Origin of the sequence: Paenibacillus sp. FSL H8-0259 (assembly GCF_037963255.1) — a bacterium.
In the GTDB taxonomy this organism is placed as follows: Bacteria; Bacillota; Bacilli; order Paenibacillales; family Paenibacillaceae; genus Paenibacillus_AQ; species Paenibacillus_AQ phytohabitans.
On sequence record NZ_CP150147.1, the window covers coordinates 693184 to 713784 of the forward strand.

Consider the following 20601-nt stretch of genomic DNA (forward strand, 5'->3'; position numbering starts at 1 on the left):
AAATGATAAGGATTTCAGTAGCTGGCTTATAAGCTTTCTATTCTATACTTGAGTCCATCCAAGTGAATAACCGTTTGAAATAACAAATGAGTGGAGGCTTTATTTTTGAAGAAAAATATGATACAGAAGATCATGCTTACTAGTTTCAGTGTGATGTTGATCGGTACCTCAGCAGGTCTTGCCACAGGTCAACTGGTTTCCGCAAATTCGAATAGCCAGGCAGATACGAAAGATACTTTAAAAGTATTGTATTGGAACGCTGATGATTTCAATAGGACGTACGGGAACCAGTTCAGTAAGAACTACCCGGATACAGACATCGAAGTCTTTGCACCTACAGGTTCAGGTTCGGTTACAGATTACAATTCGGCGATCCAAAAGTATTCACCGGATCTTGTAATGCTGCCCCCCTATGATTACCAGCAAATGTCTAAAGATAAAAAGCTGGCAGATTTAGAACCGTTAATTGAACGGGATCAGTATGACATGACAACAGTGTACCCTGGCTTGCTTGCTGAATTGAAGGAACAAGGCGGCGGCAAACTTTATGGGTTAAGCCTAAAGGTGGAGTCGTATGCTCTTCTGTATAATGCGGATTTATTTAAAAAGCACCATGTTAAAGCACCAAGTGACGGAATGACGTGGGAAGAAATATTGAAACTTGCTGGTGAATTCCCTACTACAGGAGATAAGAACACCCGAATTTGGGGTCTAAGCTCCTTTGGGTCCAGCAATTTGGTAATGGATATTGCCAGAACAGAAGGATTAACGTATATTGATCCAAATACTCTTAAGGCTACTGCGAATACAGCGTCGTGGAAAAATGCCTATCGCCTGTCTGTCGAGGCTACGAAGTCGGGGGTACTTGACGAAAGAATCACTCTGTCGGGCAAAAGTTACCTGGAAAGCAGCCCGTTCATTATGGGACGATCCGCTATGATAGTAGCCTCTATCAGTCAGCTGCAGTCCTTGCAAGCAGCAAATAGCAATGTAAAGAATTATAAACCGTTTACGCTTGGTATGGCTGCCGGCCCTGCGGATTCTAAGGACCGGAAGTCAACAGGATATGTGTTTGGTTCTGAGATTCTGGCTATTCCAGCAGGTGCATCGAATCTGGATGCCGCTTGGGAGTTCATTAAATATTTCAATGGGGATGACCACGCTAACGAATACTACAAACCTAACAACTCTAATAATAGTATAGGTGCACCTCTGTCCCGCATGGTTAAAGAGTATTCTGGTTACAAGCTGGATGCATTCTATAAATTAAAACCTAACTTCAATTCATCTATTACAAGTTATGCGCTCATGAACAAGTCACCAGATTTGGAATTGGATTTTTGGTCAATACTATCTGAAGAACTGACACAGGTAGTAAACGGGAAGAAAACATTAGACAAAGCTACTGCTGCAATTCAAACACAAACACAAGCTGCTGCTGATAAAGTGGCAAAAGCATAGATGAAAAGGTAATTAACACAATGTGTTTCTGAAATCAGGATCATTTAATCATCAACTTACCAGGTTGGAACACACATTATTACAATTCCCTTCTTTTCTTTCACTAAAGGCGGGCCGAATGTTAGTTTCTAACGGAAGCAACCTGATAGATTTCACGCAAGGGATGCTAACGGGTATAGGCATTGTGAGTATGGTGGTGACCATCATAGCCTTTGGCAGATATCAGAAGCGCAGCCAGTAAACATAGATCAAAGCCCATTCGCCGGGGGAGGCGGGTGGGCTTTTTTTACTTATGCAGACAGTGCGCTTGGAGCGCTATCCTTCCTTTTTACATTTTACAATTAAGAAGTTTATGGAAGGTTTGTTTTTCATATTTTTACCGGGCTCATCTATTTCTGATATCTCGACCAGGCCATAGTTGGCAAAGTCTTGTTGAATGGAGTCAGCATCATAAAAAAACATTTTCACTCGGTCCATGATTTCGAAATAGTCTGTATCCAGTTGGACGCCCTTACCGTACATTGGTGCTTTTTTGGATACCGTTGTAAAGGCCATATATCCTCCCGGCTTCAGCTGATTATAACAATCCTGAATGAACTTCTCCCGCTCACGCTGATCCAATAAGTGAATCAGTGCATAGCAGAAAATACCGTCATAGAGTTTGTTGTCAAATGGCATATCGGTTACCGAGCCGTGGTAAACATTCATATCCAGCCCGCGCTGCCTCGCCAGATCAATCGCTGTTTGCGAAATTTCAATACCAGTAACATCTATACCATTGTCCATAAAAACCTTTGCATTTCTGCCATATCCAATGCCGGGAATCAGGATGTCTTTAACATTCTTTTCAAGGAAAAAATCCTTGGTTAAGATGGCCGAGTCAGAAGGTTCAAATCCCCACATCGTTTGTTTTTCTATGAAGCTTGCTTCCCAGAACTCTGTCATAGCCCGATCTCCTTTAATTACACTAAATAGTTATTACGGACATATTATATCTACGATATAACCAATTTGCAATGTTATTGTTAATCTTCGTATTTTAGCTAAGTGATGATCCGGAGTTGAACAGTGTGGTAGTGAGCTATCTGGATGATTTCATCGCGAAAGTGCACATGTGGTGTTCCGGAGATACCTCAGAAAGTAAGACGATAGATGAAAGGAAGGCTCTGTATGCTGAAATCAGCAAGGAGACGGCAAATATAACAGATTACGAAATTAATGAAATGAATAAAATAAACGCTGATGAATACGAAGTGGTAGTGGACAGGTCCTGGGATAACGGGAGTGATGATACCGCTGTCTATTCAATGATTAAAATGATGGGATATGGAAGGTGGATGACCTGTAGTGATGAAACGGGCTTATAAATAATGCTGTTCTATAGAGTGATCACAAACCACCCTAAACTGGTTAAACCCCCGCAGATAGTGTACCTTAGTAATATTAGTAATTAGGAGTGGTGATTTTTTGTGAAAAAAAGTAGACAAACCCCCGTGCTGGTCGTGGTCTCCATCCTGCTGATCATTATCAGCAGCCTGATCCCGTCGGACAAATCAACCTGGCTGGGAGCACTGCAGACCATCTTGCTGGGCGTCGGGCTGCTCGGATGCTGCATGGCTTTTTGGCGGTTCGCCAAGGGCGGCAAGGGCAAGCGCTGATTTCTGGCACTGGAACAGATAGCATAGCATTAGCAAATGGAGAGCCGTGGCGGATGCTGCGGCTTTTATTAATATGTACGACGTCAGCGGATTTACTCTATGCAGCGCTTGCTACGCGGACTGAGAGGACCTTATTTTGTGAAAAAGCCTGCTTTTTTGCCCGTTGCGGACTCAGGCGCGCTTATATTGTTCGAAGGAGCTCAAAATGAGGCGAAACTGGTTAGTTAAGGTCCTCTGAGTCCGCATGGATCGCTGATTCGACTGATTGGGCGAAATAACGGATCTACAGTCCGCATGGATCGCAGTGGCATGATTGAGTCTATTGTTGCAGGCCTAGCCATCTTCCCTATTATCCCGCCGACGGACGCGGGACAGCTGGCCGCGCAGCAGCCATCTGTTCGCGAATCCCTCTGAGCTGCGCTTTCAGCTCAGGAACGCTTCGCTGCAGGATGAGGCAGATCTCGGGCAGCGGCAGCTGGATGCCGTACCATAAGGCGCTGGCGATCTGATCCTCCCAGGTGAGCAGGGCAGAAGAGCAGCGGCCGCGGTCTTGAGCAACCAGCGAGCATTGCCGGATGCATTCCCTGTAGGCGGCAAGGGAGTAAGCATCTGCTTGGATGCTGCCCTTGAGCCAAGGCTCATAGAGTGCCGCGAATGTAGCAATTGCGGCTTGATCGGCGCGGGCGCCCTTCTCCAGCAGGAGACAGCTTAGCGCATAGATGGTTCCGCTATATTGCTCAATATAGCTGGTGAATCCGGCAGCGGGAACTGCATTGGACGATAATGGGTCTGGCATGTGGACACGTTCCTTCCTGAATGTGGGCGATTTATAGTTTGGATATGTAGTTGATAGGTTTGCCGAAATGCTGATCCGCCGGAATAAGTGCGCAAAAAACCGCAGACAGAGGAGGACCTCTGCTGCGGTTTTGTTACAGGCGTAAGAAGCCTGGGGCAAAATCGTGGCGGATCAAGATCTCTCTCTTTACGCTTACGGGGTTAGCTGTCGGATTCGGACGGTGAGAGTCGCCCTACCTTTTGAGACTGCGTAATTGAAGTCTCCTTCGGATTCACCCCAAGTAGGCCTGCGGCCTGATGGTTCCCCCGTTTTCCGCTTGGCGGAAATTCAGCGTGCATTCACATTATCGCTGGTAACTTTCAACACGAATCATACCCTTTCAGGATTGTCTTTGTAAAAATGGAAAAGAGTGCTTCTGCGCCGGATTTGCAATAAATTGCTGCTTCGCGAGGAATATTGGAGACTAAAACCATATATGTGGCCGATTATCATCCGTTTATCTCGCTCAATCGCCGTTTTTTATTTTTGGGAGGCAGCGGTGAGGGAACTCCGGAAATATTAATGCGTTAGACCGGAAACGCCGTCGATATTGATTTTTTGTGAAATGGCGTATTAGTGAGTAATCGGGAGATAATGAGAGATTGAAGATGAAGTAAGCGTTACCCGTCTGGCAAATAGATTCGTGAATGTGTTATTAGAGTAATTATGGCGGTTTACAATTTGTACCTGAGTTAGAGCCTGATTCTACGAAAAGTGTACCTTTCTAGCCGCACAAACCATACATCCGGGAGGGCCTAATTCCCGCTTCCCGAATGCTTGACTTGGACCCTACTCCAGGGATTATTATTTGAATCTGTAAGGGCAGACGGTCAGTAAATTACCAAGACTGAAAGCCAAACTAAGAAGCTGGATTAAGAAGCTAGATTAGGAAGGAGGCCAGCAGCCAATGGAGCCTGTTTTTACGATCACCGAGGTAGCAGAGCGGACAGGACTCAGCCAGGATACCATCCGCTATTATGAGAAAATCAAGCTCCTGCCCCCGGCAAGCCGCAAGGAGAACGGCCAGCGGGCATACAGCAGGCGTGAGCTGGACCGGGTGCATTTCGTCGCTATTCTCAAAAGAACCCATATGCCACTGCGCACCATTCAAGAATATATCAGGGCTTCAGCGGAAGAGGACTACGAGGAATGCTACAGTGTGCTGGACAGGCATAAAACGTTGATTGAAGAGCAGCTCACGGAACTTACGGCGGCACTGGAGCTTATGAAATACAAGCTGAAGAACTTCCGGGAGCTTAAGGACGGCAGGTTCATCGCGGAAATGGAACAGAGGAGGAACGAGGAATGAATACTGGGTTGAATCAGGACACGAACAAAGAGTTGAATCACGCGAAAGTTAAGCAGCACCCGATTCCTTCGGGGTTTGGGCCGGACACTACGGCAGAGCAAGTAATCCAAGGCCATAATCTGAGCGGTAAAATAGCGGTCGTGACCGGCGGCTACTCCGGCCTGGGCCTGGAGACCACACGTGTCCTGGCTGCCGCGGGGGCCACTGTGATAGTTCCCGTTCGGACACCGGAGAAGGCCCGGCTTGCCCTTGCCGGGATTCCCGGTGTCGAGCTGGAGGCGCTGGATTTGCTGGACCCGGCATCTGTGGATGCCTTCGCGCAGCGGTTCCTGGACTCCGGCCGGCCGCTGCATATGCTGATTCACAGCGCAGGCATCATGGCCTCGCCGCTGGCCCGCGACAGCCGCGGGTACGAAGCGCAGTTCGCGACCAACCATCTGGGGCATTTCCAGCTGGCGGCCCGGCTCTGGCCGGCGCTGGTGCAGGGCGGAGGCGCGCGGGTAGTCTCCGTATCTTCACGCGGCCATCGCATTGCCGGTGTTGATTTCGCAGACGTGAATTTTGAGCGTAGAGCCTATGAGAAATGGACAGCCTACGGCCAGTCGAAGTCCGCCAATGTGCTGTTCGCCCTTGAACTGGACAAACGCGGGCAAGCACATGGTGTCCGGGCATTCTCCGTGCATCCCGGCAGCATCCTGACCGATCTGGCCCGGCATCTGTCGGATGACGAGCTGCGCGGCATGGGGGCGCTGGATGAAGCGGGCAACCGCATTCCGGCCGGGCGTACAAGTCATATGAAGACGGTCCAGCAGGGAGCCGCGACCAGTGTCTGGTGCGCGGTGAGTCCGCTGCTCGACGGCAAGGGCGGCGTGTATTGCGAGGATGCTGACATCGCTCCTGTAGCGGAGTCCGGGGATTCGCACCAGCCTGGGGTGCAGGACTGGGCGATTGATCCGGGCAACGCTCTGACGCTGTGGGAGCTGAGTGAAGCTATGACGGGGGTTACATTCCCGACCTGACAGATCTGAACGACAAAAATGGTGCCGGCCCTGTAAAGAGGGCGGCACCATTTTGCATAACTGACTGAATCCTTACTGTACCGCTGCCTCAATAAGCTCCTGAAGCTCAGGAAGATTGAAGCCCTTGACAGCCCGGTCTCCGGATACGGTGACTGGAACACCCATGAAGCCCAGCTTCTCGACTTCTTCCTGATAGACGGTACTGGTCATCACATCTCTGACTTCGAAGGGAATGCCCTTGCTCTCAAGCAGCTGCTTCACCTGATTGCAGTCGCTGCAGCCGGATGTGGAATAGATGATTACGTTCTGGCTCATTGCTCCACAGCTTCCTTGATGGCGCCACGGGTGATTTTCCAGTGGGAAGTGTTCCAGCGGACCTCACCATCCTCCAGCAGGAAAATCTGCGGCGATTCATGCTTAATCCCGAAATCCTCGGCAATCTGATTGGAGACCGGACGGTCTTCGATGACATGTACAATGGCGGCAGGCGTGTCAGAATTCTGTGTATAGGCCTGGAACTCCTCATTTGCTTTGGCACTGATCGGGCAGGTGGTGCTGTGCTTGAAGAGCAATTTTTTGCCGGGTTGCCCTACGTATTGTTGCAGTTCATCCAGTGTATGGATTTGTTGAATAGACATCAGAGGATCACCTTCCTGGAATAGAATTTAGAAAGCATCTTGTCAACAATTGTGTTGTTAACAACTATTATTCTTGATTGTAACATAGTTCAAAATTAAAGCAAAAGAATGTTCAGCAGGCTTATCCCCCTCCCTTACGGGATGTTGATTAAGCCCTATTGCCATGCTAATGTGAGAGTGATGCAGCAACGCTCTGCGCATAAATAAGCAGGTATGAGGGGGTGTGCAATTCATGAAAAGGGTCGCTTTTGTAACCGGTGCCGACCGCGGGCTCGGGTTTTATCTGGTACGCTTTCTTCTTGAGAATAAATACACAGTGTTTGCCGGCCGGTATTTACCGGAAGTGGAGGCACTGGAGGTTCTGAAAGCGCAATACCAGGACACGCTGATGCTGGTCCCTCTTGATATCGGCAGCGCAGAGAGCGTGAAAGAGGCAGCGCGGAGTATTGCCGGCAGTACAGGACACATCGATATTATTATCAACAATGCCGGTATTATCCACCAGGCGGACAATGCTACAATGCTCGTGGATATGGATGATGAGGCTATGGCGCAGCTCTATAATGTGAATACGCTCGGCGCACTCCGGGTGAGCAACGCGTTGATGGGATTGCTTCTGCAGGGCAAGCAGCGGCTAATTATTAACATCTCCTCAGAGGCAGGCAGTATCAGCCGGAACAAAAGAATTAATATGTACGGCTACTGCATGTCGAAGGCGGCGCTGAATATGCAGTCCTCGCTGATGCACAATCATCTGCGTAAGCTGGGCGGACAGGTGATGGTCTTTCATCCCGGCTGGCTGCAGTCTTATATGAGCGGAGAGAAGAATATGGAAGCACCGATTCCCCCGGAGGAATCAGCGTATAAGATCATGAATATCGTACAGGATCATAAGAAATATCTGGGCGAGGAACCGGTGTACATCGATCTGGACGGCAATCTCTGGCCCTGGTAACAGCAGCGGACTTTTGTGGGATAATGGATTAAGCAATAATAGATGATCAACTTTGCACAAGAGAGGTGTGAATGCAATGACTTCCTTCAAAGCACTTGCGTTTGGCAGCTATACCGAGGTTAAATATCATCCGTTCACGGGAGTAGACCGTGAGATCGAGCAGCTGCTGGAGCCGGAGCTTCAGGTCGTATCGACTGAGGATTACGGGCTGATGAACAAGGAACAATTGTCGGACTGCAAGCTGGTGGTCTCCTATACTGAATTCTCTGATGAGAAATTATCCGCTGCGCAGAGCGGTGCACTGCTGTCTTATGTGGCTGGGGGCGGCGGTCTGCTCGTAGTGCATAACGGGATCTCCCTGCAGCGCAATCAGGAGCTCGGCGTAATGCTGGGCGCCCATTTCACCCACCATCCGGACTATACCGCGCTTCATATGACGATTTCCAGCCGGGAGCATCCGATTATGCAGGGCATCAATGACTTTGTAATTGAGGATGAGCCGTACTATTTTGAGCAGCTGCCATATTTCGAATCAACCATTCTCGCAGAATATCCCCATGGAGGGGCTATGCGGCAGGCGGCCTGGTGCCATGAATTCGGACAAGGGCGGGTAGTCTACCTGATGCCTGGCCATCATCTGCCTTCCTTCTCGGTAGAGCCGTTCCGGCAGATGATCCGCAGAGGCGGGTTATGGGCAGCGGGACTGCTGTAAGATAATGTGGAGGCCAGCTTAAGTTATGCTTAGGCTGGTTTTTTTGTTTATTCTGAAAAAACACCTTGACCCTGACACTAGTGTCAGGGTTTATACTGAGTGTAGACCATTTCTCATGAACCCCGGGGAGGATACCATGAAAATAGGTGAATTAGCCACACTTACGGGCGTAAGCGTCCGTTCATTGCGATATTATGAGCGTCAGGGACTGATCAAACCGCTGCGCCAGGACAACGGGTATCGTGAATACTCTCCGCTTGCCGTGGATACGGTGGAGACGATTAAGCTGTATTTGAATCTTGGCTTGTCGACAGAAGAGATTGCCGGATTCCTGAACTGTGTCCTTAAGAATAAAGAGGCGTTCTGTGCAGAAGTAATGCCGCTGTACCGCAGCAAGCTGGAGGAGATTGAACGCCAGCTGATTGAGCTGAATCAGATCAAGCTGAACCTGCAGGACCGGATGGCTTCAATTCTGCATGAGCAGCAGAATGAAGAGGAATAAGGCGGATCGATAAGATGAATAGAAGAAAATAACAAGAAGCTAGAAGGATCGAAGGGGGATTCTGGAACTGTAGGAGCGATAGCGTCCGGAAGTCCAAATATTCACCGTAGTGACGACTAAGCTTTAAGTTAGTATCTTAAGTTCAGCTTATATAATTGAGGTTAATCATTTGAGAGTTGAAGGAGGGCTTGAGATGGCTATGATAATTGCCGATAACGCCGGAGCTGTGCGTGAACAGCTGAAGGCTGGCGGAACCGTGCTGGTGGATTACGGTGCGTCCTGGTGTCCGCCTTGCAGAACCCTGCTGCCGATTCTGGAAGAACTGAATTCCGAATACGGGGATGACGTGAGCATGATTAAGGTGGACTGCGATGAACTGCCGGAGCTTGCATCGGAAGCCGGTGTGATGAGCATGCCGACAGTGATCGTATACAGCGGAGGCCAACCTGTGGAGAAGCTGGTCGGCCTGCGGCCGAAATCCTTATATCAGGGTGTATTGAACAAAGTTGCCGGAGCGGTGCGCGGTACTCTTTAACGTATTGTAACGGGGAGGGGCGGGAGCGCCGCTTTGCCGCGGATATCGTGGAGCACAGGCCCGCGATTCTTCCCAGGCAGCGTTTCCTGGCACTCGCAGCCCAAGAATTAAGGCAGGATGCCGCATGAGGATCATGCAGCGTCCTGCCTTTGTATTTTCGGGAATATATATAATGCCGCTATTTCGTGCTCTCTGCTCCAGGAACTACAGGGACAACCTCATTCTGGTGCAATGCTTCCAGTACCTCTGCGCGCAGACTTTCGGTGAACGCCGCCCATGTTTTTTTACCGACATCCAGCTCTTCACGTCCAATGGAATTCAGTGTTTCGAGCCACACGCGCTTATCATTAATCACCCCGAGCTGCTCTTGAATATCCTTGTAGATGGCCTCGTGGGCATGGAATTTCTGATTCAGCGCAAAAGCGGCCGCATTAGCGGTATAGCGCAGATGCTTGGCGGCAATCCGCAGCTCATGGAGCGCTTCGAAGGCTTCCTTCGATTCAGCCTCAGGCCCCTTGAACAGGGTCTTGCAGGCTTTTTTCTTCTGTTCAAAAGCGACTTCAAGCTCGCGCATGACCACATTGGCATCTTTCTTGGCGGCGAGCGGCTCCAGCTGTGTATCGATAAAAGGGGTCCACTGCGCGTCTAGGGCCTTGCCGGTCAGCTTGGGAAGCGCATCCTCCAGCTTCTTGCGGAATGTCTTCCGCTTGGCCTTCTGGTGTTTGATTACTGCTGTGAGCAGTTCGGCGGTTTTGACATCACCCGCCTCTTTGGCGGCCTTGCGCCGTTCCTTGAACGATGCGATCAGTACATCTGCGTCCCTTACCTTGCCGAGCTTCTTCTGTGCCTGCTTGAATGTGCTGTACAACTCTTCCGTAGCCGAATGGCCCGGATCAAGAATGGACAGGAGCGTCAGCAGCTTGCGGCTGTTGACTCTGGCCTGATGAATATCTTCATCTCCGAAGCCCTTCAGCACATCTTGGCTGTAGTCCCGGAAGTTGATATACAGCTTGTTCATTGCCTGCTCCCATTGTCTGGCCTTGCTTAGTTGCCTGTCCTTTGTCAGTTGTTCGGTTGTCATGCGGCATCACTCCTAAGGGTTGTGTATAGCATGAGCTTCAACGCGATTCTTATGGCTGGGATTATCTTCTTATCCTCTAAGGATAACGGGTTCCAGCCGCCATTTCAAATACAGAGTTCATATACCAGGGGCTTCGCGGCCAGGGCGGAGATCGGTTACAATAGGACTAATTAAGAAAGTGTAATTACAATACATCGGAATACGCAGCGTGACTTGCGGGATCAGCGTGGTGCCCGGCCTGCCGTATCCGGGAAAGAAGGTAGTCAGTGGGACTCGCAGGCAATCTGAATGAGAAGTGAACCTTATAATGTGCTGGAAAATGGAGTGGCGGGCAGGCTGCCTGAAGATATGCTGCTCTTCACGCATTTGAGCGGGGAAGCGGAGGAAACGGAATCCGGGCAGGATATGCTGGTTCCGTTTGCCTTCGAGGAAATGCTGTGCCGGGATGTCGGAGCCGGACAGGTTCCGCCGGTACTGCATCTTTGGAGCCACCAGGGCGGTGTGGCGCTGGGGCTGCGGGACAGCAAGCTGCCCCGTGCGGGGGCGGCGATGCAGGCGCTTGAGGAGCAGGGAATCCGCACGGCGGTCCGGCATTCAGGCGGCGCAGCAGTGCCGCTGGATGCCGGGATCATCAATGTGTCCCTGCTGCTGCCCAAAAGTCCGGGCAAGCTGGACTTTCACGATGATTTCCGGCTGCTGGCTTCGCTGATTGCCGAAGCCGTAGCTGTGAGCCATCCGCAGGCGGCGGCGCTGATCCGTGCCGAAGAAGTCACCGGGTCGTATTGCCCCGGTGACTTCGATCTGTCCATCGGCGGCCGCAAGTTCTGCGGCATCGCCCAGCGGAGACAGAGCAACGCGTACTTCGTCCACGCGTTTGTTGTCGTGTCCGGCTCCGGGCTTGCGCGCGGAGAACTCATCCGCAGCTTCTATGCAGAGGCAGCGGACGGGGACGAATCGCTGGACTATCCCCGCGTGCGTCCGGAGACGATCGCCGCGCTCGGGGAGCTTGGCGGCCCGGATTCGGCCGCAGTCTTCACCGCAGGCATCCGGCAGGCGGTTGCCCGCCGGGGCACACTGCTGAAGCCGGCGGAACGCCTGCAGCAGGAGACCGGCTACAGCCTGCAGTACGGCGATCCGAGTGTGCTGGAGGCGGCGCGTGTGCTGCGGGAGAGGTATGCGCGCTGAAGCAAGCGCGCAATGTAACGGGAGTCCTGGGAAGCGTGGAGAGCGGGCGGTCATTGAAGAGTGCAGGCAGGTGCATACGAGAAGGGTGCAGGCAGGTGCACACGAGAAGGGTGCAGGTAAATGCAGACGAGTGCAGGCGAGCTAAATTCGCCTGTGCTTTTTGCTGTTTGGAGAGATAGAGGGAAAAATCCCTTTAAATTGGTTGGTGGGAGGGCATTTGGCGGAAATGAGGGGCAGAAGTGCCCCTGAATTGGAGGGAAGCGGACATTTGGTGGAAATGAGGGGCAGAAGTGCCCCTGAATCCCTGGAGAGGGCGTCTTATCTGCCCTACAGATACAGCTCTGGCCGCCGGTCGGAGAAGACCGGGATCTGCCCGCGTACTTCCCGCACCCTGGCGAGGTCGATCTCGCCGCTGAGAATCTCTTCGCTGCCGGAAGCCTCGCTCACAATCTCTCCCCAAGGGTCAATAATCATGGAATGGCCGCCGAAGATGTTGGCCGGATCAGAACCGGAGCGGTTGCAGGCCACCACGTAGCACTGGTTCTCAATCGCCCGGCTGATTAGCAGCGCCCGCCAGTGGGATAAGCGGGGCAGCGGCCATTCTGCGCTGATGAACAGCACTTCAGCGCCCTCCGCCATATGAACACGGACCCATTCGGGGAAGCGGATATCATAGCAGATTAATCCGGCGCATAAGGTGCCGTCCAGCTTGAACAGTCCTTTGGCTGACCCGGGCTGGAGGTAGAGATGCTCATCCATCAGCTTGAACAGATGCAGCTTGCTGTACTGCCCGGCGGGTGCTCCGGTACGGTCGAAGACGAACATGCTATTGGTAATCCCGGTATCCTGCCTCACGGCGACAGAGCCGGCGACGATATTAATCCCGTATTTCCGGGCCAGACCGGATATCAGGGTCCCCGCAGTGCGGCCCCCGTGATCTGCGATCTCGTCCAGCCGGGTCAGATCGTAGCCGGTCGTCCATAATTCGGGAAGGATTATGCAGTCCGGGTTACCGGCGGCGGCTTCGCGAATTTTGCGTTCTGCCGCAGCATAATTCACCTCCGGATTGCCAAATGCTATATCGAGCTGAATCAGGGCTATTTTCATACGGGCAAACTCCTCTTTAATTTTATTAGTTGACGGGTCAACGATTACGGTGTAAAGTAAGGTTTGTCAAAAAGATTTTGCACAATATATTTGCGTAAGGGGGTTAATTTTGACAGAACATCTGCCCGATGAAGATACAATCTTTGAGCTGCTGCAGGCGCTGCATAAGGGAATCAGCCCGAAGTTCGAGCGCTGTGCGGGCATTACACCCACCCGGTTCCGCCTTCTCCAGGAATTGTTTCGAGTCTCCGAGATCAGCCAGATTTCGCTGCAAAAGACACTCGATATCGATGCCGCAGCAGTCACCCGCCACTTGAGAGGACTTGAAGACAGCGGAATGATTGCCCGCCGGAATAATCCTGCCGATAACAGGGTCACCCTCGTCTCCCTGACCGATCACGGCCGGGAACATATTAATTCCTACCGGGAAGAGAAGACCCGCTTCATCAGCGAACTGCTTACCGGGTTCAATGAACAGGAACGCACCGTACTCGCAGAGATGCTTACCCGGCTGCAATATAATATTAATTTACTGTAGCCGTCACCTATAATCAAACCATAAAGGAGCTTATTATTCATGATCACAACCAGAAACAACGATTTCACAAGCATTATTACAGGACGCCGCTCAATCCGCAAATACGATACATCTGTTAAAATCAGCAAAGAGGAAATGACTGAGATCCTTACTGAAGCGACTCTGGCCCCTTCCTCCGTTAATATGCAGCCTTGGCGTTTCCTTATCATCGAAAGCCAGGAAGCCAAGGCCAAGCTGGCCACCATTGCCAAATTTAATCAGCTTCAGGTAGAAACCTCCGCAGCAATGATTGCCGTATTTGGTGATCTGAACAACTTCGACTATGCTGAGGAAATCTACGGAACGGCTGTAGAACGCGGACTGATGCCTGCTGAGGTAAAAGAAAGACAGCTGGCCTCTCTGGGTGCCCACTTCGCGAAGCTACCTGCGGACGTAAACAGAGAAACGGTATTGATTGATGCCGGTCTGGTCTCGATGCAATTGATGCTGGCAGCCCGTGCCCATGGCTATGACACGAACGCGATCGGCGGATTCGAGAAGGATCAGATTGCGGAATTGTTTGATATGGACAAAGAGCGTTATATTCCGGTCATGCTGATATCGATCGGCAAAGCGGTTGAAGAAGGCTATGCATCCGTCCGTCTGCCGGTTGACACTGTTGCCCAGTGGAAATAAATATTGGATAATACTGGACCATTGAGTTAATATTCAAGAAACTTAGGAGGAATACTAAATGATTATTATTCACGCATTGCTTCAGGTAAATCCCGCACGTGAGCAGGAGTTCCTTGAAGTCGCGAAGACTCTGGTTGCTGCAACCCACGAAGAAGAAGGCAACATCTCATATGAATTGTATAAGCATACAGCGGACGGAAATACCTACATCATGGTCGAAATCTGGCGTGACCAGGCGGCTGTAGCTGCCCATAATACAAGTCCGCATTTCACCGGCTTCGCCGCCAAAGCAGGAGAATTCCTGACTGCACCGCTGGATGTTAAGCTGTATAACGCTGAGGAATTGAGCAAATAATTCCGGTTTGAAGAGGGGAGCATGCCCGTGAATCGTTTTGAACCTTCACAAATGCTGAAATCTCTGCCCAGGCAATTCTTCGCCGCGCTTGTCGCCAGAGCCGGAGCCGTTGCTGCCGAAGGGCATGACGTAATCAATCTGGGGCAAGGCAATCCGGACATGCCTACACCGGCCCATATCGTGGAGTCCCTCCAGCTGGCCGCAGTGAACCCTCTGAATCATAAATATCCGCCGTTTCGCGGCCATACCTACCTCAAGGAAGCCGTGGCCGAGTTCTACCTGCGGGAATATGGAGTAGAGCTTGAACCGGGACGTGAAGTCGCCATTCTGTTCGGCGGCAAGACCGGTCTGGTTGAGGTGGTGCAGTGTCTGCTCAATCCGGGGGATACGGCGCTGGTGCCTGATCCCGGTTATCCGGACTATTGGTCGGGGATTGAGCTGGCACGGGCTGTTATGGAGATGATGCCGCTGACGGCAGAACGCGGGTTTTTGCCCGATTATGGCAGCATCAGCCCGGAAGCCGCCGCGAAGGCGAAGCTGATGTTCCTGAACTATCCGAATAATCCTACGGGAGCTGTGGCGACCGCGGATTTCTTCAGGGAAACGGTGCAGTTCGCATCGGATCACAACATTTGCGTGGTGCATGATTTTGCCTACGCCGCCATTGGTTATGAAGGGCAGAAGCCGCGGAGCTATCTCCAGACCCCGGGTGCGAAGGAGAATGGCATCGAAATCTATACGTTGTCCAAAACCTACAATATGGCCGGCTGGCGCGTCGCGTTCGCCGTAGGGAATGCCAGCGTGATCGAGAGCCTTAACCTGCTGCAGGATCATATGTATGTCAGCCTGTTCGGCGCGGTGCAGGAGGCAGCCAGAACGGCATTGCTTGGCCCGCAGGCCCCGGTACAGGCGAATGTGGCCCGCTATGAAGCGCGGCGTAATGTCCTGATTCAGGGTCTGCGCAGCATCGGCTGGGAAGTGGAAGCCCCCCGCGGCTCCTTCTTCGCCTGGCTCCCGGTTCCTGCAGGCTATACCTCGCAGAGCTTCGCTGACCTGCTGCTTGATGAAGCACATGTGGTGGTAGCGCCAGGCATCGGCTTCGGAGCCTATGGCGAAGGATATGTGCGGGTGGGGCTGGTCAGTGAGGAGGCCCGGCTTGCGGAAGCGGTAGAGCGGATTGCCGCGCTGAAGCTTTTTCAGCCCTCCGGGCTATAATTATGTAGCTCTCCTATTAAACTAGCTAATATACACACTCACTACGGGGAAACCCCGGCAGTCTTAACGGCTGCCGGGGTTTCCCCTTTGGCATCCCGCAGCGGGAGGCGGAAGAAAATAATGCTAAGAAGCGGAACGTTTATAAAACAGGCGTGCCGGGTATCTAAGCTTACCCTTACACGAGCTGTAACGCGCAGGCGGGACCTGAAGAGAGTGGGGAATGAAAGGGATGAGGGGATCGAATGGGAAACATACATAGGAACAAGCAACTGCCGCAATTACCTGCAGCGCAGTGGGATGAACGGCTTCGGCAGGATCTCGCGGATTACGTGAATTACCGGATATCCGGCGGCTATTTAAGAACTATCGCTAAGAACACGGACGCCGCCGATTCTATTATTGAGCCTATTCTGGACAGCGCTGCTGTCCGTGCTTACCGGCAGGCACAGCATGGGGGGGTGATCACCGATGTCCGGCAGCTGGAGGAGCTTCCCGGATTCAGCCCGGAGCTGCTTGAGCAGCTCGCATCAGCCGTGTCCGGCCTGGATTCCGGCAAGCTTAGAGCGCTGGCGCCGCAGACTACAAGGCATAACAAGGTGGATCCATATGTGAACGGGCCGCAATGCCTGGAGATGCTGCTGGAAGAGATCCGCAATGCACAGCGTTATATCCATCTGTCCGTGATGCTGTTCTTCAATGACCATTCGGGAAAGCTAATCGCCTCGGAGCTGCTTCATGCGCTTCAGCGGGGAGTAGAGGTCCGGATGCTGGTGAATTACACCGTCACCGCCTTGGGATACGGAAGCAATCTTGAAGTAGGAAGATTCTCCGAGATTGCAGCAGTCCTTGAGCAGGCTGGAGCCCGGCTGAAGGATACATTTCATTCCTGCTACGCTGCTGCGGAATGGGCAGTGAAGCGTGAGGAACTGAAGTCTCAGGGCGTCCCTGAGAGTATCCTCTTTCTGCAGGACAAGGTGCAGGAGGATGTCAAAATTACCGGGCTGAATGTGATCGATCACCGTAAATTTATGGTCATTGACGGAACAACGTCCATTATAGGAAGTCTCAATATCGGTGACCAGTATACTTTTGCAACGCCTATCCGGGAGTCGGCAACTGAACAGATTGACGGACGCCCGCTTGGGATTCCCTCCAGGGAAGAGGAGTGGCATGACGGCTGCTTCCGGATTCAAGGGGAGGCTGCCCGGCCGCTGAATGAGGCTTTTCACGCCAGATGGCTTCTGCTTGGAGGAGATCACTTTGAGGTGGAAGACCCGTTCTACCACCCAGCGGCAAACTATGAATTCGGCGGGGAAGAATGCACGCTCTTTCTAAGTTTTCCCGGAAATCCGGTGAATCTGATTCAGCAGTATTATCTGGATTTGCTTACGTATGCCGCCGAAGAGACTATTATTGTGAATCCTTATCTGATCGACCAGGCTTTCTGGGACCGGCTCGGTGAAGTTGGACCGGAGTGTTCCCGCCATATCTCGATATGCAATCCGCTTGAGGTCAATGATCATCCTACGAACAAGGCGGCGGTGCGCAGCAATATGTACATTCCTTTTTGCAATGGGGTGTCCTTCTATGACTACAGCTTTACAGAACGCTTCTCCCACTGGAAAATCACTTATGACCACAGAGCGCGGGCTGTATTCCACGGCTCGTATAATATCAACGAACGAAGCGCCTGCCATGATTTCGAAATGGGAATGCTGGTTAAGAGTGAGCCGTTCGCAGACAAGGTGAAACGGATGATTGATTATGATCTTGGGGTGTCCCGTAAAATCAGCGACAAGCACGAATTCTTCAAACATCCCTGGCTGCATCCCAGCACGTATCTGAACAAGGCGACGCAGAATTACACCTGATATGTCTGCTGGCCCCATGTCATGTATAATGAGCGGTATAACATATGAAGATGGAGCTAATGAGGATGAATATAAATATACTTGGGACAAGCCTGAAGAAGAATGAGGTACTCTTCGCATGCGAATTCGGTGAGGGCAGAGGAACCTGGTGCGGCGCCGCTGTGGCTGCCGGGGAGATCTGCGGGGCTGAATTTGAGCTGCCCCCGCTGTTCATGCGCTGGGTGGATATTGTGCCGGCGCATGGAGGCCGTTGTGAGATACGTATGGACGGGAATGTTGTCATATTGACGGGTATTCTGGAGAATATAGAGGAAGACGGAACCGGTTATCTGCGGCTTGGCCGCGATGTAATCATGTTCGAGTGTCTGGGTGAACCAATGGCGCTGGGCGGATTCGTGGAGATCAGGACCGGGGAGATCAAGCTGTACCCTGTCACTCCTTGAGCCTGCGGGGCGTATGCCGGACTAACTATTTCCTGCTCCGGCGTAGCCACCTTCGGCTAAATGAGCTAAGATAATATACATTAAAAAGTATAGCAAGAGGAGCAGAAGTCCCATGAACAGCGATATTCAACAATTTAAGACGGAATTCTTCAAGGCGCTGGCTCATCCGATGCGGATCCGCATTCTGGAGCTGCTCAGCGAAGGCGAGAAGAATGTGAATGAGCTGCAGGCGATCCTCGGCTCGGAAGGTTCTGCCGTATCCCAGCAGTTGGCCGTACTCCGTGCCAAGAACGTAGTGGCCAGTGTCAAAGAAGGAACCACCGTAATTTATGCCCTCCGTGATCCTCTGATCAAAGACCTTCTGGCTGTAGCCAAACAAATATTCGACAATCACCTTGTGAACACCATCTCCCTGCTTGAAGGCATCCGCAGCGAATGACCCCGGCTTCCCGGGGGGCGGATTACCCCGTTGACAAGAACGGCAGGCAGGAGTAATGTGGTTCTTATATTCAAATAATCAGATATTTAAAGAAAAGAAGGTTAAATGATGACAGGGTGGGGCCGTTTTAAAGGCTACAATATTGCTTCTCTGCGCAAGGATATCATTTCAGGGACGATCGTCGGCGTGATTGCCATCCCCTTGGGGATGGCATTTGCTATTGCCTCCGGTGTGAAACCGGAGTACGGAATTTACACGACCATAGTAGCCGGTATTCTCATTTCCTTATTCGGCGGTACAAAGTTTCAGATTGGCGGGCCTACGGGTGCGTTTATTCCTATTTTATTCGCGATTGCCATGCAGTACGGGTACGAGAATCTGCTGATTGCCGGAATGATGGCCGGGGTCATTCTCGTGGTGATGGGCGTTCTGCGGCTCGGGGTGCTGATCAAGTTCATTCCGAAGCCGGTGACAATCGGGTTCACGGCAGGAATTGCCGTTATTATCTTCAGCGGGCAGATCGCCAACTTTCTCGGACTAAGGGATATGGAGCGGCATGAGAGCTTTCTGGACAATATGAAAGAGATCGGCGCCCATATCTCGACAATCAATCTGTACAGTATTCTGACTGCGGCGATTTGTCTGGCTGTCGTAGTGCTGGGGATGCGCTTCGCGCCGAAGGTGCCCGGTTCTCTGATCGGGCTGCTCTGCGCTACGGTCATTGCTGCCTTATTCTTCAGCGGCAAGGTGACTACCATCGGTTCAGCTTACGGGGATATCCCGAATACATTGCCGAGCTTTCATTTCCCGGTCATTACCTGGGAGAAGATCAGGCTGCTTATCCGCCCGGCCTTCATCATTGCGATGCTGGGCGCCATTGAGTCGCTGCTGTCCGCAGTAGTCGCCGATGGCATGTCAGGCAGCCGCCATGACAGCAACCGCGAGCTGGTCGGCCAGGGGATCGCCAACATTGCTGCGCCGTTGTTCGGCGGAATACCAGCGACCGGGGCGATCGCCAGAACGGCAACCAATATCCGCAGCGGTGCGGCTTCGCCGCTCTCCGGTATCATTCACGGCGTTGTTGTGTTTCTGATCCTGCTGTTATTCGCACCCTATGCCTCCAGCATTCCGCTGGCCGCGATGGCCCCGATCCTGATGGTCGTGGCCTGGAACATGAGTGAACGCAAGGAATTCCTTCACCTGCTTAAGCTGAAGACGGGCGATTCACTGGTGCTGTTCATTACTTTCCTGCTGACTGTGTTTGCGGATCTGACGCTGGCGGTAGAGGTGGGGCTGGTGCTCGCGGTGATACTCTTCGTGAAGCGGATGGGAGAAGTACACATGGTCTCCAAAGTACTGCCTGACCCTTCCTCCGTGAAGGTTGAGGCACATATGGTGACGGACAGCCACGATTGTCCGCAGATCGGAATCTATAATGTCGAAGGACCGCTGTTCTTCGGGGCAGCCTACCGCTTCGACAGTACCATGCCGGGACTGGGGCCGGATCAGCCGAAGGTCATTCTGCTCCGCATGGGGAAGGTGCCGCTAATGGACACCACCGGTGAAGCCAATCTGGCTGGCCTGGTGAAGCAGCTGCACGCGGATGGCGGAAGACTGATGATCTCCGGTATCCAGAGCCAGCCGCTGGATCTGCTGAAGAAGACAGGTCTGTATGACAGAATCGGGGCTGCCCAGTTCTATGATCATACAGGGGAAGCGATCAATGAAGCGCTGGGAAGCATTGATTACAGCCGTTGCCTGGGCTGCAAGCATGCTGCCTTCAGAGAATGCAGCGCATTCTCAGGGCTTGATGAGGCATACCCGCGCAGCGCAGCCTTCAAAGGGCGTACTCCGGCTGTCGCCAGGAAGCTGAGCGGCGGGGTATAGAGACCGGAATCCGGTCCTGTTAATCCAGATTTTCATTAATAGGAACAATAGCAACAGCTCCAGCCCGGACATCCACGCGTCCGGGCTGTTTTTATAGCTGCTGCATACAATGTTGGACTAAGCGGTTCCATATTTGTACAATTAGAGAGAACGAACCGGATTTTGCCGGAGTGTACATAAC

At 52.0% G+C, this 20601-nt stretch carries 25 protein-coding genes and 1 riboswitch; of the genes, 19 read left to right on the forward strand and 6 right to left on the reverse strand.

The window, feature by feature from the left end:
- Nucleotides 1–105 precede the first annotated feature (105 nt).
- Both NSU01_RS02970 and NSU01_RS02975 read left to right on the forward strand, forming a co-directional pair.
- The gene (locus NSU01_RS02970) at nt 106–1461 is read left to right on the forward strand and encodes an extracellular solute-binding protein (RefSeq protein ID WP_076246190.1); all 1356 of its coding nucleotides are present in this window, start codon (nt 106–108) and stop codon (nt 1459–1461) included.
- Nucleotides 1462–1579: 118 nt separating this feature from the next.
- The gene (locus NSU01_RS02975; protein ID WP_256703955.1) at nt 1580–1702 is read left to right on the forward strand and encodes a hypothetical protein; all 123 of its coding nucleotides are present in this window, start codon (nt 1580–1582) and stop codon (nt 1700–1702) included.
- 74 nt (nt 1703–1776) lie between these two features.
- On the opposite strand, the gene NSU01_RS02980 is transcribed toward NSU01_RS02975, so the two are convergent.
- Nucleotides 1777–2406 (reverse strand): class I SAM-dependent methyltransferase, encoded by a 630-nt coding sequence (locus tag NSU01_RS02980; RefSeq protein ID WP_076246194.1) that lies wholly within the window; start codon nt 2404–2406, stop codon nt 1777–1779.
- 125 nt (nt 2407–2531) lie between these two features.
- Between NSU01_RS02980 and NSU01_RS02985 the strand changes: the two genes are divergently transcribed.
- Both NSU01_RS02985 and NSU01_RS02990 read left to right on the forward strand, forming a co-directional pair.
- Entirely contained in the window at nt 2532–2828 is a 297-nt protein-coding gene (locus tag NSU01_RS02985) for a hypothetical protein (protein WP_042133264.1), read from the forward strand.
- A gap of 102 nt (nt 2829–2930) precedes the next feature.
- Complete coding sequence (locus NSU01_RS02990; protein WP_039306684.1) at nt 2931–3119, forward strand: hypothetical protein; 189 nt, start codon at nt 2931–2933, stop codon at nt 3117–3119.
- A gap of 349 nt (nt 3120–3468) precedes the next feature.
- On the opposite strand, the gene NSU01_RS02995 is transcribed toward NSU01_RS02990, so the two are convergent.
- Nucleotides 3469–3915 carry a hypothetical protein gene (locus NSU01_RS02995; protein ID WP_076246197.1) on the reverse strand — a complete coding sequence of 149 codons (447 nt, stop codon included), beginning with the start codon at nt 3913–3915 and terminating at the stop codon, nt 3469–3471.
- 173 nt (nt 3916–4088) lie between these two features.
- Nucleotides 4089–4258: riboswitch (cyclic di-AMP (ydaO/yuaA leader) on the reverse strand.
- 603 nt (nt 4259–4861) lie between these two features.
- On the opposite strand from NSU01_RS02995, the gene NSU01_RS03000 reads away from it, so the two are divergent.
- Entirely contained in the window at nt 4862–5263 is a 402-nt protein-coding gene (locus NSU01_RS03000; protein WP_076246200.1) for a MerR family transcriptional regulator, read from the forward strand.
- A complete protein-coding gene (locus NSU01_RS03005; protein ID WP_076246202.1) occupies nt 5260–6282 on the forward strand; it encodes an oxidoreductase in 1023 nt (340 codons plus the stop codon). Before NSU01_RS03000 ends, NSU01_RS03005 begins: the two co-directional genes overlap by 4 nt.
- Nucleotides 6283–6354: 72 nt before the next feature.
- Here the strand turns inward: NSU01_RS03005 and NSU01_RS03010 are convergent, their stop codons facing one another.
- Both NSU01_RS03010 and ytxJ read right to left on the reverse strand, forming a co-directional pair.
- Nucleotides 6355–6597, reverse strand: a complete 243-nt coding sequence (locus NSU01_RS03010; protein WP_042133269.1) for a glutaredoxin family protein — start codon at nt 6595–6597, stop codon at nt 6355–6357.
- Nucleotides 6594–6920, reverse strand: a complete 327-nt coding sequence (gene ytxJ / locus NSU01_RS03015) for a bacillithiol system redox-active protein YtxJ (protein ID WP_039306673.1) — start codon at nt 6918–6920, stop codon at nt 6594–6596. The genes NSU01_RS03010 and ytxJ overlap by 4 nt, the downstream gene beginning before the upstream one ends.
- A gap of 232 nt (nt 6921–7152) precedes the next feature.
- Here ytxJ and NSU01_RS03020 point away from each other — a divergent pair, with 232 nt between their 5' ends.
- The 4 genes from NSU01_RS03020 to NSU01_RS03035 all read left to right on the forward strand — a co-directional run bounded on the left by NSU01_RS03020 (nt 7153) and on the right by NSU01_RS03035 (nt 9624).
- Nucleotides 7153–7875 carry an SDR family NAD(P)-dependent oxidoreductase gene (locus tag NSU01_RS03020; protein WP_076246205.1) on the forward strand — a complete coding sequence of 241 codons (723 nt, stop codon included), beginning with the start codon at nt 7153–7155 and terminating at the stop codon, nt 7873–7875.
- A gap of 76 nt (nt 7876–7951) precedes the next feature.
- Nucleotides 7952–8587, forward strand: a complete 636-nt coding sequence (locus tag NSU01_RS03025; RefSeq protein WP_042133274.1) for a ThuA domain-containing protein — start codon at nt 7952–7954, stop codon at nt 8585–8587.
- Between the two features lie 136 nt (nt 8588–8723).
- Nucleotides 8724–9089 (forward strand): MerR family transcriptional regulator, encoded by a 366-nt coding sequence (locus NSU01_RS03030; protein WP_042133275.1) that lies wholly within the window; start codon nt 8724–8726, stop codon nt 9087–9089.
- Nucleotides 9090–9282: 193 nt separating this feature from the next.
- The gene (locus NSU01_RS03035) at nt 9283–9624 is read left to right on the forward strand and encodes a thioredoxin domain-containing protein (RefSeq protein ID WP_076246207.1); all 342 of its coding nucleotides are present in this window, start codon (nt 9283–9285) and stop codon (nt 9622–9624) included.
- A gap of 178 nt (nt 9625–9802) precedes the next feature.
- Here the strand turns inward: NSU01_RS03035 and NSU01_RS03040 are convergent, their stop codons facing one another.
- Nucleotides 9803–10705, reverse strand: coding sequence for a CHAD domain-containing protein (locus NSU01_RS03040; RefSeq protein ID WP_042133279.1), 903 nt, complete (start codon nt 10703–10705; stop codon nt 9803–9805).
- A 288-nt stretch (nt 10706–10993) separates the two neighbouring features.
- On the opposite strand from NSU01_RS03040, the gene NSU01_RS03045 reads away from it, so the two are divergent.
- Complete coding sequence (locus NSU01_RS03045; RefSeq protein WP_076246210.1) at nt 10994–11890, forward strand: hypothetical protein; 897 nt, start codon at nt 10994–10996, stop codon at nt 11888–11890.
- Nucleotides 11891–12217: 327 nt separating this feature from the next.
- Here the strand turns inward: NSU01_RS03045 and NSU01_RS03050 are convergent, their stop codons facing one another.
- Entirely contained in the window at nt 12218–12997 is a 780-nt protein-coding gene (locus NSU01_RS03050; RefSeq protein WP_076246213.1) for a carbon-nitrogen family hydrolase, read from the reverse strand.
- Nucleotides 12998–13106: 109 nt separating this feature from the next.
- Between NSU01_RS03050 and NSU01_RS03055 the strand changes: the two genes are divergently transcribed.
- The 8 genes from NSU01_RS03055 to NSU01_RS03090 all read left to right on the forward strand — a co-directional run bounded on the left by NSU01_RS03055 (nt 13107) and on the right by NSU01_RS03090 (nt 20420).
- Nucleotides 13107–13535 carry a MarR family transcriptional regulator gene (locus NSU01_RS03055; RefSeq protein ID WP_042133283.1) on the forward strand — a complete coding sequence of 143 codons (429 nt, stop codon included), beginning with the start codon at nt 13107–13109 and terminating at the stop codon, nt 13533–13535.
- A gap of 39 nt (nt 13536–13574) precedes the next feature.
- A complete protein-coding gene (locus NSU01_RS03060) occupies nt 13575–14210 on the forward strand; it encodes a nitroreductase family protein (RefSeq protein WP_076246215.1) in 636 nt (211 codons plus the stop codon).
- A 58-nt stretch (nt 14211–14268) separates the two neighbouring features.
- On the forward strand, nt 14269–14565 hold the full coding sequence (locus tag NSU01_RS03065; protein ID WP_076246217.1) for a putative quinol monooxygenase: 297 nt from the start codon (nt 14269–14271) through the stop codon (nt 14563–14565).
- Nucleotides 14566–14592: 27 nt separating this feature from the next.
- On the forward strand, nt 14593–15780 hold the full coding sequence (locus NSU01_RS03070; protein ID WP_076246329.1) for a pyridoxal phosphate-dependent aminotransferase: 1188 nt from the start codon (nt 14593–14595) through the stop codon (nt 15778–15780).
- Between the two features lie 242 nt (nt 15781–16022).
- Nucleotides 16023–17651, forward strand: a complete 1629-nt coding sequence (locus NSU01_RS03075) for a phosphatidylserine/phosphatidylglycerophosphate/cardiolipin synthase family protein (protein ID WP_076246219.1) — start codon at nt 16023–16025, stop codon at nt 17649–17651.
- A gap of 65 nt (nt 17652–17716) precedes the next feature.
- Nucleotides 17717–18094, forward strand: a complete 378-nt coding sequence (locus NSU01_RS03080) for a hypothetical protein (RefSeq protein WP_076246222.1) — start codon at nt 17717–17719, stop codon at nt 18092–18094.
- 112 nt (nt 18095–18206) lie between these two features.
- On the forward strand, nt 18207–18533 hold the full coding sequence (locus NSU01_RS03085) for a metalloregulator ArsR/SmtB family transcription factor (RefSeq protein ID WP_039306638.1): 327 nt from the start codon (nt 18207–18209) through the stop codon (nt 18531–18533).
- Between the two features lie 108 nt (nt 18534–18641).
- Nucleotides 18642–20420, forward strand: coding sequence for a SulP family inorganic anion transporter (locus tag NSU01_RS03090; protein ID WP_076246224.1), 1779 nt, complete (start codon nt 18642–18644; stop codon nt 20418–20420).
- The last annotated feature ends 181 nt before the right edge of the window (nt 20421–20601 follow it).